This window comes from Pseudoalteromonas shioyasakiensis, from assembly GCA_013391845.1.
Taxonomy (GTDB): Bacteria; Pseudomonadota; Gammaproteobacteria; order Enterobacterales; family Alteromonadaceae; genus Pseudoalteromonas; species Pseudoalteromonas apostichopi.
Map to the genome: position 1 here is coordinate 2,450,077 of CP058414.1, position 12,649 is coordinate 2,462,725.

Genomic DNA, 12,649 nt, shown 5'->3' on the forward strand with positions numbered 1-12,649 from the left:
TCTTATTCTTTATTATCAGCAATAAATTGCGCTAACTGCTCAGCATCAAAAGGCCAGAATAATTTCTCACCTTGATGAGCTTCAACAACCGGAATACTGGTTTGGTATAGAGCAATCAGCTGTTCACTGTCCATAATGTCTTTTGCTACAAACGAAGCGTTTGCAGCAATTAATAATTCATCGGCCATTTCACACAGATGACAGCCATCAGTGTGGTACAGGGTAAAATTAGCCATGGGTAATAAGCCAACTATTATGGATTTGCTTATTACGCTTAAAGTCTGGTGATAGAGTCTTATCTGAAATGTTTTCTGCTTTTAAACCCAGACCCATTAGCCCTACTTCATCCATGCTAAAGCCACGCTTATTATTTGAGAAAATAAGCGTACCGTTCGGGCTTAAGATTTTCTTAACCCACGTAAGTAATTTAATGTGATCGCGTTGTACATCAAATGCATCTTTCATACGTTTTGAATTTGAGAAAGTCGGTGGGTCTAAGAAGATTAAATCATATTGACCTTGAGCATATTCAAGCCATTTCAAGCAGTCAGCTTGTTCAAAACGATAGCGAGTATTACTTAGGTCATTCAACGCAAAGTTCTCTTGCGCCCACTTTAAGTAAGTTTTTGACATATCAACGGTGGTGATAGCTTTAGCACCACCTACTGCCGCATGCACAGATGCACTGCCAGTATAAGCAAACAAGTTTAAGAAACGTTTGCCTTGCGAATTTTGTTGAATATATCGGCGTGCCAAACGATGATCTAAAAATAAACCAGTATCTAAATAATCAAAAAGGTTAACTTTAAATTTAGCACCAAACTCTTCGACGACTTGAGTGCGATTTTGTTTTGATACTTTAGTGTATTGCTCTTCACCTTTTTGTTTTTTACGCACTTTAACTGCGATATTTTCAGGTGCAATTGCTAACTGTTCAGCAGTCAGGCTTATGACATCCTGTAGGCGTTTTTGTGCCGTATTATCATCAATTTCTTTCGGTGCAGCATATTCAAAAATAACAGCTGAGTCATCATAAACATCAACAGCTACGTTATATTCTGGAATATCAGCATCATAAACGCGATAACAGCTCACTTCATTTTGTTTTAACCAGTTCTTTAAGTTTTGCTTGTTTTTCTTTAAGCGGTTTGCAAATGCCGTTGAGCCTTCAAAATTAAGTGCAGGTTTGTCTTCTTTGCTTAGCTCTACTTGTTTATCGTCTAGTTGGTATAGATTTAAAACAACATCTAACGGGCCATTTTTGAACTTATAGCGTTTTAATTTAACAAGTTTTAATAATTTAAATAGGCTTTCGTCTGTGCCTAATAAAGCAAGCTTCCAATGGTTAAAGTGCTTTTTAAAGCCCACACCTAAACTACGGTGTAAGTTAACCAGTTCAGCCATTGAACCTAAGCGCTCACCATAAGGTAAATTTGAAATCACCACTCCTGGTAATTTCGCTACAGAGGTTAACTTAGTCGCATCGCTTTGTTTAAATTTAATCACATTACCAAGGTCTGCTCGCTCGGCGTTTTCCTGAGCTTTTGCAATCACACCGCCATCAATATCATGGCCAATAAGCCATAACTTTGGATCTGTAATTTGAGCAGTTAATTCAGCTTTTAACTCTTTATATTTTTGAATACGAAAACTTGGCAAGCGCTCGAACGCGAAACCTTCACGGAATAAACCCGGAGCTTCATTGCGTGCCATGCTGGCTGCTTCAATTAAAATGGTACCAGAACCACAACATGGGTCGAACAAAGGTTGCTGTACGTTTTCAAGCCAGCCACTTCGTTTTACAAGAGCTGCAGCTAAATGCTCTTTAATCGGAGCCTTGCCTTGATCTTGACGATAACCACGTTCAGATAAACGAGGGCCAGAATAATCGATATAAAGCGCGACCCCTTGGCGGTTCAATCTAGCTACAACACGAACATTGGCGTTGTATTTATCAACATCTGGGCGTTGTTCAAATAAATCCGCAAAATAATCGACAATCGCATCTTTAACAACGAGACCTGAAAATTGCGTATTTTTTAAGTCGTTATTAGTACCGCTAAAATCAACAGCAAAGGTTTGTTTAGGACCAAACCATTCTTGCCAAGGCTGCAAACGTGCAAATTGATAAAGGCTGTCTTTGTCTTTCACGCCTTCTTTTTCTTCTATCAGCATCATGATACGAGTGGCAAAGCGACTCGATAAACAAATCTTTTGTGCTAATAAGCTATCAGCTTCAAAACGTACAGAGCCCACGGTTTGTTTTGAGACTTCTGCACCGAGTGCTGTAAGCTCATCAACAAGTAAATTTTCTATTCCGATAGAAGTAAGTGCGATAAATTGCAAAGTAAAAACCCTTAAATGCTAATTGCGCAGGATTATAGCATAGCTTGGCGAACAAAAACGCCAACATTTGCAGGGATATTAGGCAGATTTAAACTGTTTTTGTTGAATATAAACAGGATGGATACGGTTATTTAAAACCTTAATGGCTTCAAACTGCTCAAGTGATAGATTTTCGTCTAATTGAAAATGTTGACTTAAGTTAATACACACTGAGGCTTCACTTGAATGGTCGACAATTAAAAACTCACCCTCTTGTGCTTGTGAGCACAACTTCACTACAGCTTCAACACTTGGTTGGCTGCCGTGATACTCATGAAAAAACCAACTTTTTGCAAGTACTGGCTTTAAATGAAATTTTACCGCTGTGGCATTAAGAGCAATTTGGCAAAGCTCTGCAGGATTCCATAATGAGAAAGTTTCGAGGTATTGATAAACTTGCTGATAAAAAGCAGCATCTTCAAGGCTAAAATTTGGTTCTTTTAGCACAGCATCGGTAAGTTGGCGAAGTTTATAAGGCGTGCACAGTTGCATATCTTGGTCAAGATCAACCAAAAGACGATTATTTTTCGCACAAGCAAGCCATTTCCATTGCTTAGATGCTTGTAACATGTCTCCTCCCTAAAGAATAAATACTGTGCGCTTAATCATAAATTATAACTAAAGCAGACCATTAATAAAATGATTTTTTAGAACATTTTATTAATGATCAATTGCTTAGATAACTGATCCTTATAAGCCATTTAGGATCGTTTTTACCAATTCCGGACCTTTATAAATAAAACCAGTGTAAACTTGAACTAGGTCTGCACCTGCTGCAAATTTTTCTTTTGCCGACTCGGCATCGTCGATACCACCCACACCGATAATCGGTAGTTTACCTTCGGTTAAGCGCTTAAGCTCGCTAACCACGTGGGTTGAGCGCTGACGAACTGGTTGCCCAGATAAACCACCCGCTTCATTTGCGTATTGTTGGCCTTGCACCAAAGCGCGCTCAAGAGTGGTGTTCGTGGCAATAACGCCATCGATCTTATTGTTGATCAATGATTCACTTACTTGAGCAATTTGTACTTCATCAAGATCTGGGGCGATCTTAACCAGCATAGGTACTTGTTTGTTATGCTTTGCAACTAAATCAAGTTGTTCGTTCTTTAAGCTTTGTAGTAAATCATCCAGCGCTTCACCGTATTGCAAGTCGCGTAGACCAGGGGTATTCGGTGAAGAGATATTTACCGTAATGTATGATGCATGTTCGAACACTTTACGCATACAGTGGATGTAATCATCTTTACCCTGCTCGTTTGGTGTATCTTTATTTTTACCAATATTGATACCTAAAATTCCGTCATATTTCGCCGCTTTAACATTGTTAACTAGGTTATCAACACCCTTGTTGTTAAAGCCCATGCGATTAATAATCGCATTTGATTCAGGTAGGCGAAAAATACGTGGTTTATCGTTACCAGCTTGAGGACGTGGGGTAACAGTACCTACTTCAACAAAACCAAAGCCCATTTGCGAAAATGCATCAATACACTCTGCATTTTTATCTAAGCCTGCTGCTAAACCTACCGGATTTTTAAACTCTAACCCTAAAAAATTTACAGGTTTATTAGGGACAGATTGAGACCACGCAGCACTCAATGGCGTATGAGCAAATCGTCGTAAATTATTAAGTGCAAATTCATGAGCCCACTCCGCATCACGGGTAAACATAAAACGGCGAGCTAGATCATAAAACATGGTTTGTTCCTCAGGTAAAATAAACAAGGTAGCCGTTTAAAACGGACCATTGCAAATTAAGGGCAAAAAAATACCCCAGCGAGCTGGGGTATGTATTTTAACGACTTTTCACTTATTTGGAAGTGTCACAGTTGTGGCTTAGCAACATTAGTTCACGAAGTGCCACTGAGAACTTCGCAAAATCGTGGCTTTGCGATGTTTTGAACTCAGATAACATCTGCTTCCAACGTTGTAATAGTAGATCTTGATTATCCATCCACTCATCAATTTGTGCATCAATGTCTTTGCTATCTGCTGCAAAGCTATTAAGTACCACAGCTGATAATGTACGTTGTTGCCAATCCAGCTCTTCACGGTATGACGCACGAGCAAGTGCTTGCCAGTGGTTCGCAACCGGTTGGTTAGTGATTTGGTCAAGGAACCAATGAAGGCCCATACGTGCACCCAACTTGAAGTACGTATTAGAAACCATATCAATACTACGCTCTGAATTATTTGCAATTTCAGCTAAGTCCATTACAGAGAATAAGCTTGATAGTGAAACTATGCGTGTCGCTAGTGCTTTTGGTACATTGCTGTCAATTAACTTGTCAGCTGCTTTAACTAGACGCTCGCTCTCTTTTTCAACCATATAGCTGTTTAGGTTTTCACTTAAATCAGCAAATGTTGGTGCGAAGAATTCAATTGCTTGCTCAATCGTTTGTGCTTTATTGCGATGACGTAAGAACCAACGTGTTGCACGACGAACCGTACGACGTAACTGATATAGCATTTCTGTTTGCACAGCTGCTGGGATCTTATTATCAAGCGCAACAATTGATGACCACGTTTCTGGCATCTGGAACACTTCTTTTGCAATTGAGTAGCAAAGTGCGATTTCAGCTTCATTCGCACCTGTTTCTTCTTGCATACGAACCATAAAGTTAAGGCCCATATCGTTAACGATATTATTCGCAAGTTTAGTTGCGATAATTTCTTTACGAAGTGGGTGGTTATCCATTGCATCGTTGAACTTCTCACGAAGTGGCACTGGGAACGACTTAACTAATAATTGACGGTAGTATGGGTTTTCAGTGATTTCATCAACCACTAGAGACTCTTTAAGTACCATCTTCGCATAAGAAACTAATACAGATAGCTCTGGACGAGTTAAATCTTTACCCGCTGCTGCGCGCTCTGCAAGTTCTTCATCAGTTGGAATAAACTCGATTGCACGGTTTAACTTGCCATCTTTTTCAAGTGCGTGGATGAAACGTACTTTTTCTTTTAGCGTCGACGTACCTTTTGATTGAGTAATCGATAAGGTATGCGTTTGACGATAACAATCTTTTAATACTAACTCAGATACTTCATCAGTCATTGAATAAAGTAGCTCATCACGTTGCTTACGCGTTAAGTCACCTTCAGCAACTAGACCATTAAGTAAAATCTTAATATTAACTTCGTTATCTGAACATGCTACACCACCCACGTTATCAATGAAGTCAGTGTTAACACGACCGCCTTTAGCAGCAAATTCGATTCGACCTAATTGTGTTGCACCTAAGTTACCGCCCTCGCCTAAGATCTTCGCACCAAGCTCAGAACCATTAATACGAAGTGCATCATTCGCGCGGTCACCAACATCAGCATCAGTCTCTTTAGAGTGCTTGATGTAAGTACCGATACCACCATTCCAAAGTAAATCAAACTCCATCATTAGTGCTGCTTTGATTAACTCATTAGGTGTCATGCTCGCTTTCTTAGTGCCAAGCATTTTCTTCATTTCTGGGCTTAAGCTAATTGATTTAGCCGCACGAGAGAATACACCACCACCTTGTGAAATAAGGTCTTTGTTGTAATCTTCCCAAGAAGAACGCGGTAGATTAAATAAACGTTCACGCTCTGGGTAAGATGTCGCTGCATCTGGGTTTGGATCAACAAAGATGTGCATGTGGTTAAACGCTACTTGTAAGCGAATGTGCTTAGAAAGCAACATACCATTACCAAATACGTCACCCGCCATGTCGCCGATTGCCACAACAGTGAAATCAGTTGTTTGACAGTCAATATCCATTTCACGGAAATGACGTTTAACAGATTCCCACGCACCTTTTGCCGTGATACCCATTTTCTTGTGGTCGTAACCTACTGAGCCACCTGATGCAAATGCATCACCTAGCCAGAAGTTATATTCATTTGCGATGCCGTTAGCGATATCAGAGAAAGTCGCAGTACCCTTATCGGCAGCAACAACTAAATACGGGTCATCTTCATCATGACGAACAACATCAACTGGTGGCACAATTTCACCACGTTCAATGTTATCTGTGATATCTAATAAACCACGGATGAAAATCTTGTAACACTCTTGGCCTTCTTTGAAGAATGCTTCACGCTCTGTTGGTAGCTGTTTACATACGAAACCGCCTTTAGAACCAACTGGTACGATAACCGTGTTTTTAACTTGTTGCGCTTTAACAAGACCCAGTACTTCAGTACGGAAATCTTCACGACGGTCTGACCAACGTAAACCACCACGAGCAACTTTACCACCACGTAAATGCACACCTTCAACGCGCGGCGAGTATACGAAGATCTCGAACGCAGGAAGTGGTAATGGCATTTCTGGGATCATAGAAGGTTGCACCTTGAATGATACGTAAGACTTAAATTGGCCATCCGCTTCTTTTTGGAAGAAGTTCGTTCTTAGGGTTGCATTGATCATATCAACGTATAAACGGATGATACGGTCATCATCCAGGTTTGCTACGTTTTCTAGTTCAAGATTTACTTGTGCAACTAGCTTCTCAAGAGCCTTCTCACTACCTGGGTTCTTAACAGAGAACTTTTTAGTGAATAAGTTAACGATTTGCGAAGCAATATGTGGGTAATTGGCAAACGTGCTTTCGATGTATGTTTGCGAGAAAGTTACACCAATCTGACGCATGTATTTAGCGTATGCACGAAGAATAGACGCTTCACGACCTGTTAAGCCACCCATTAATACTAAACGGTTGAAACCATCGTTTTCTAATCGGTTATTCCAAACATTAGTCAGTGCGGCACGGAAACGTGCTGATACTTTATCAAAATCAGCAATGCCCTTATTGTCAATTAGCATGGTGAAATCCATGATCCAATTAACTTTACCGTCAGTCGTTTTAACTGAGTAAGGTGTTTCACCCACTACGCGTAAACCAAAATTTTCTAACATTGGCATTACGTCAGATAAGTGGATTGGCTCATCTTTATGGAATAAGCTTAAACGAACAACGTTAGTATTTGCTTCTTCTTGTGGACGGTAAAACAACATTTCTAGTTTGTTTTCGTCAGTAAGAAGTTCTAGTTTTTCAATATCAACAACCGCAGCACTTGGTAAAACCTGATCTTTATACGCACTTGCAAACGCTTGTGCATATTTACGGTTTAGTTCTTTGCCGCGTGCTTCACCTGCACTTTCAAGTAGTGCAGATTGGAGTCTATCTTCCCAAGTACGGGCAGCTTCAATTAGGTTGTTTTCGATGTCTTTCACGTTATATTCAATATTATTGTCAGTCACACGCACCGTGTAATGTGTACGGGCTAATGTTGACTCAGAGAAGAAAGTAGTAAATTCGACTTTTTCGTCAGAATTAAATGCATTGGCTAAGATACGTTGCGTTTCACGACGAAGAGCCGTGTTATAGCGCTCACGCGGTACATATACCATGCAAGAGAAGAAACGGCCATATGCGTCTTTACGCACAAAAATACGGCACATATCACGCTCTTGTACTTGTAATACGCCCATGGCAACTTCAAGTAGATCAGCTTCACGTGCTTGAACAAGTTCATCACGTGGATACGTTTCTAAAATATTTAATACCGCTTTGTATGCATGAGTGCCTTTTGCAAAGTCACACATTTCCATAATGCGGTTAATCTTACTTTTCAGTACAGGTACATCAGCGGCGCTGTTGTTATAAAAGCTTGATGAGAATAAACCAAGGAAACGGTCTTCACCAATTACATTGCCCGCATCATCAAAACGCTTAATACCCACATAGTCGATATACGCAGGGCGATGCACACGAGATACTGAATTTGTTTTCGTTAAAATTAATAAATTGCTGCTACGTGCTTCTTGGCGAGCTACTTCAGGTAATTCTGAAAGTAAACGGCTATGCTCTTCGTCTGTGTTTTTCATTAGACCAAGGCTAGTGCCCTTTTTACCTTTTAACTGGTAATCACCTTGCACTGGCGAAAGTTCATACTCACGGTAACCCATTAGCGTAAAGTTATCCTTGGCTAACCAGTCTAAAAATTCTACCGTTTCTGCAACTTCGCTTTCGTTATTATTATGATGGCGTTTTGGTAAGTCTTTCGTTACCGCAATAAGTTTTTCACGAATTGGCTGCCAATCTTCTACAGCAATAGATACGTCAACTAACACACTCTCAAGTTCTTTTTTGAAAGACTCAATGACTTTTGCATCTGTTTGACGATCAATCTCGATAAAGAACACAGTTTTTGTCGACGTTGATTCTTGCTCAGCTTTTAAGCTTGAAATACCGGTGATTTTAGCGTTTTTATCACGTTGGATTTTCAGCGGAGAGTGAAGTAATAAGTGAGAAGCGATGTTTGCGCGGGTCATGGCCATGCGCACAGAATCAACTAGGAAAGGCATGTCTTTCGCGATGATTTCAACAATAGTGTGCGATGACTGCCAGCCATCTTTTGCTACTTCAGGATTGAAAACACGGACAACCGCGTCATCAGAATTATTTTTTTCTAGCGAGTTCCATAGGCTTAGTGCAGCGCCATATAAGTCACTATCGTTGCGATGAGCCAAATCCTCTTTAGACATATTGCTGTACAAGGCTTTGGCGAATTTCTCAACGAGTAACACATTATCAGCGTGAACTTTTTTCTGGATCAGCTTACAGACATTATCTAAGATAACCGAGGCTTGCCCTTCATTTCGTGTCATTGTATGTTCCTTAATCTATACTACTTATCGATTAGTAGAATATTTGTACAGCCATTTATTAGCGTGGAGTCAGGTAAATTCTAACTCTTTTACAGCTAATAAACAGCCTTTTCGATGAAATCATTTTAAGCTTTTCAGCTATTTGGTCATCTATTCACAAAATATAGATATAAATGGCCATTACTGGCCATATTGGAGCACAATTATTCACATTATTTTTTCTGGTCAGTCCAGAGGAAGCTACCAATTGCAGGTAAAAGTAGTACTGCACCCAACATGTTAACCAAAAACATGAAGGTCAGAAGAATACCCATATCCACTTGGAACTTCAGATCAGAGAAAATCCATGTGCTAACACCAATGGCTAAGGTAATACCTGTGAACAGCACTGCACTACCACGCTCTACTAATGCATTACGATAAGCTACTTCCAGTGCCACACCTTGTTTTAGCTGCCCCATCATTGATGAAAGTATGTAAATCCCGTAATCGACACCAATACCAACACCTAAAGCGATAACTGGTAATGTCGACACTGTTAAACCTATTTCAAGTTGTACCATCAACGCTTGCGCTAAGGTTGATACGATGTACAGAGGTAATACGACTGCAACCGTAGCCTTAACACTTCTAAAGCTAATTAAGCATAGCAGGATTACGGCGCCGTAAACGTAAAGCATCATAGGTAACTGTGCAGCCGATACCGATTCGTTCGTTGCAGCCATTACACCTACTGGCCCTGACGCGAGCTTAAACTTCAATTTATCCGTACCTTCAGCGGCAGCAAACTCTTTAACCTTTGCTACTACATGGTCAATAGTTTCTGCTTTGTGGTCATTTAAGAAAATAATCACTGGCATTACAGAACAGTTACCATCGAGTAAACCTGAGCTTGTTTCGACGCGTGAAGTAGCTTGCACTAAACTGGCGGTATTGCGCGGCAGACTCTGCCATTTTAAATTACCTTCGTTAAAGCCGGCATTCACTGACTGTGCAACAGAACTTAAACTCACTGCTGATTGCACCCCTGAAACGTTCTCCATTTGCCATTGGAAGCGGCTAATACGTTCCATAACATCATGCTCAGTACACGCAGCAGGATACGCTTCTACAATCACTTTTAGGATATCTGATGAAATGGTGTATTTATCAGAAATCAAAAAGGTGTCTTGGTTATAGCGGGCATCTTGGTGCAAAGATGGCGCACCAGCATGTAAGTCACCAATACGCATTTTGTCAGCTTGCCAGTAACCCACTGCAAATAACACAGCCGTAAAGACGATAATAAAACCAGCTGTTTTACGATCAGTAGCTTTTACTAATAGCTCGCGTAACTTATCTAAGAAATTTGGTTTATCTGTGTGAGTACCCGCTTGAATATGCACAGTGCCTTCAAAGCGCATATAAGATGCCCATACAGGTAATAGAATCAGGTTAGTGAAAATAATTACCGCCACACCTAAACTCGCTGTGATGGCAAGTTCGCGAATAATACCAATATCAATGGTTAGTAAAGTTAAGAAACCAATTGTGTCAGATAACAGTGCGATACCACCTGGGATCAGAAGTGCCCTGAAGCTTGCCTGACAGCAAACCCGAGTTGAACTACCTGTTGACACTTTTTTACCGATGTCATTAATCATTTGCACACCATGGCTTACGCCAATCGCAAACACTAAAAACGGCACTAGAATTGACATAGGATCTAAACCAAAGCCTAAGGTCGATAACAAACCTAACTGCCAGACAACCGCAATGATTGAACACGCAATCGGTAAAATCGTCAGCTTTAAGCTTTGACAAAATAACCAAACCATCACGAATGTGAAAGCAATCGCAATAGCAAAAAATAACAGTACGCCTTTAGCCCCCTCAGCTACATCACCTGCCATTTTTGCAAAACCAATGATATGGATACTGACTTTATCAGTACTGAGCGGATCACGGACTTGCGTTTCTAACTTTTCAGCAAACGCTAAAGTGTCTAGTTTTTCTTGTGTTTGCGGGTCAGTTTCGAGTAATTGGGCTGTCACCATCGCGCAAGAGTAGTCACTGGCAATCATGCGGCCAACCACTTTTGCTTTTTCGATATTTTCTTTTACAACCGCAAGACCACGTTTGTCAGCGGTAAAGTTTGCCGGAATAATTGGACCGCCAGCAAAACCATCTTCAACCACTTCAACAAAACGCGCACTCGGTGCAAAGATTGAATTTACTAATGGACGATTCACACCGGGAATAAAATAAAGCTGGTCATGAACTGCTTTAAGTTGGGTAAAAAATTCTTCATTAAAAATATCACCGTCTGCATCACAGACTGAAATCAAAATACTGTTTGCACCACCAAATTGTTTTTCGTGTTTGGTGTAAACCTTCATATAGTCATGATTGAGCGGAATATTTTTATTAAACGATGCGTCTAATTGAATTTGTGTTGCTTTGAATAATAAAAAACAGGTGATCAAAGCAAAGGAAATAATTGCGAATAAGCGATGACGAAACACCGCTCTTTCTAAAATATCTAAAAAACCACGCATTACGGATTCAACTCCTTCACTTTAATGCCATTTTCTGAAGCCATAATTAGTTTGTCTTGAAACACAACACCATCAAGTAACGATTTACCATCGGCCATTTGTTCTTCTGTAAGTTGGTCATTCTTAATATGGAAAATCACCCCACTGTTAGCAAATAATAGCCACTGGTTGTTGTAGTTAATCGCGCTATTAACGGTTGCATAATTGTCGTGTGGTATTTGCTGCCACTGTTCACTGCCAGCTTGGCGAGTAAAAATGTTGCCTCTAAGGCCTGCAACTAGGTCTTCTCCACCTTGATCTGCAGTTGACGCAAACGTAAAGAAAGAGCCCATATAGATCTCTTCAAGACGCTGCCATGTTTGCCCATTGTCGAAACTTTGTGCCATTAACCCCATTTCACCAGCTAGGAATAAGCTATTATCGGTTTTAACAATACGATTAAAATGTGGGAGTATTGAAGCGGTTTCAATTTCATACCCTTCTGGATCACTGTCTTTTAAATCATTGAGGTATTCACGGTCTTCCTCAAATAATAGACTATCTAAAAAACGTTTCTGCCAAGTTTGGCCACCATCATTAGTTTCAAAAAACATGCCGTAAGCACCTACTGCATAACCATGCTCAGCAGTAGTAAATAAAATATCTAAACATGGCTTATCCATGTTTGGTAGAGACTGCTGTAATTGCCAGGTTTTTCCTGCATCCTGTGTATTAATGATGGTTGCATCATGACCACAGGCCCAGCCTAAATCGCTATTATAAAAATCAACTGCAGTGAGTAGTACTTGGGTCGGTACACTCGCTTGTTGCCAAGTTTTAGCATCTGTACTTGTAATAACCACACCATGTTTGCCAACAGCAACAAGATTTGAGCCAGCTAGTTCAATGTCGGTGAGTAGAGTTTTGTTTGCGTTAACAGCGCTAATAGCTTGTTGCGGCATAGGCATGTCTTGAGCAAAACATGAAGCACTATAAGCAAGACAGGCATAAAGCAAATACTTCATAAAGATAAATCGCCTTCGAAAAGATAAAAAAGAGAAGTCAAAAAAGTCACTGGGAAACCTATTGCGTGTAC

7 protein-coding genes are annotated in these 12,649 nt (G+C 40.3%); all 7 read right to left on the reverse strand.

Translation table 11 applies throughout. The features are described from left to right. Positions 1-2: 2 nt before the first annotated feature. A complete protein-coding gene (locus tag HYD28_11210; GenBank protein QLE09478.1) occupies positions 3-236 on the reverse strand; it encodes a glutaredoxin family protein in 234 nt (77 codons plus the stop codon). Then, entirely contained in the window at positions 229-2,346 is a 2,118-nt protein-coding gene (rlmKL, locus tag HYD28_11215) for a bifunctional 23S rRNA (guanine(2069)-N(7))-methyltransferase RlmK/23S rRNA (guanine(2445)-N(2))-methyltransferase RlmL (GenBank protein QLE09479.1), read from the reverse strand. The genes HYD28_11210 and rlmKL overlap by 8 nt, the downstream gene beginning before the upstream one ends. A gap of 78 nt (positions 2,347-2,424) precedes the next feature. After that, positions 2,425-2,955, reverse strand: a complete 531-nt coding sequence (locus HYD28_11220; GenBank protein QLE09480.1) for a cell division protein ZapC — start codon at positions 2,953-2,955, stop codon at positions 2,425-2,427. Positions 2,956-3,075: 120 nt separating this feature from the next. After that, positions 3,076-4,086 (reverse strand): quinone-dependent dihydroorotate dehydrogenase, encoded by a 1,011-nt coding sequence (pyrD, locus tag HYD28_11225; protein ID QLE09481.1) that lies wholly within the window; start codon positions 4,084-4,086, stop codon positions 3,076-3,078. Positions 4,087-4,198: 112 nt separating this feature from the next. Continuing rightward, positions 4,199-9,037, reverse strand: a complete 4,839-nt coding sequence (locus HYD28_11230) for an NAD-glutamate dehydrogenase (GenBank protein QLE09482.1) — start codon at positions 9,035-9,037, stop codon at positions 4,199-4,201. 212 nt (positions 9,038-9,249) lie between these two features. Further along, positions 9,250-11,574 carry an MMPL family transporter gene (locus HYD28_11235; GenBank protein ID QLE09483.1) on the reverse strand — a complete coding sequence of 775 codons (2,325 nt, stop codon included), beginning with the start codon at positions 11,572-11,574 and terminating at the stop codon, positions 9,250-9,252. Continuing rightward, positions 11,574-12,578, reverse strand: coding sequence for a hypothetical protein (locus HYD28_11240; GenBank protein QLE09484.1), 1,005 nt, complete (start codon positions 12,576-12,578; stop codon positions 11,574-11,576). The genes HYD28_11235 and HYD28_11240 overlap by 1 nt, the downstream gene beginning before the upstream one ends. Between the last annotated feature and the right edge of the window lie 71 nt (positions 12,579-12,649).

Coding starts and splice junctions, on each gene's coding strand:
- HYD28_11240 (QLE09484.1), bottom strand. CDS start 12,578: ATGAAGTATTTGCTTTATGCCTGTCTTGCTTATAGTGCTTCATGTTTT.
- HYD28_11235 (QLE09483.1), bottom strand. CDS start 11,574: ATGCGTGGTTTTTTAGATATTTTAGAAAGAGCGGTGTTTCGTCATCGC.
- HYD28_11220 (QLE09480.1), bottom strand. CDS start 2,955: ATGTTACAAGCATCTAAGCAATGGAAATGGCTTGCTTGTGCGAAAAAT.
- HYD28_11210 (QLE09478.1), bottom strand. CDS start 236: ATGGCTAATTTTACCCTGTACCACACTGATGGCTGTCATCTGTGTGAA.
- HYD28_11230 (QLE09482.1), bottom strand. CDS start 9,037: ATGACACGAAATGAAGGGCAAGCCTCGGTTATCTTAGATAATGTCTGT.
- pyrD (QLE09481.1), bottom strand. CDS start 4,086: ATGTTTTATGATCTAGCTCGCCGTTTTATGTTTACCCGTGATGCGGAG.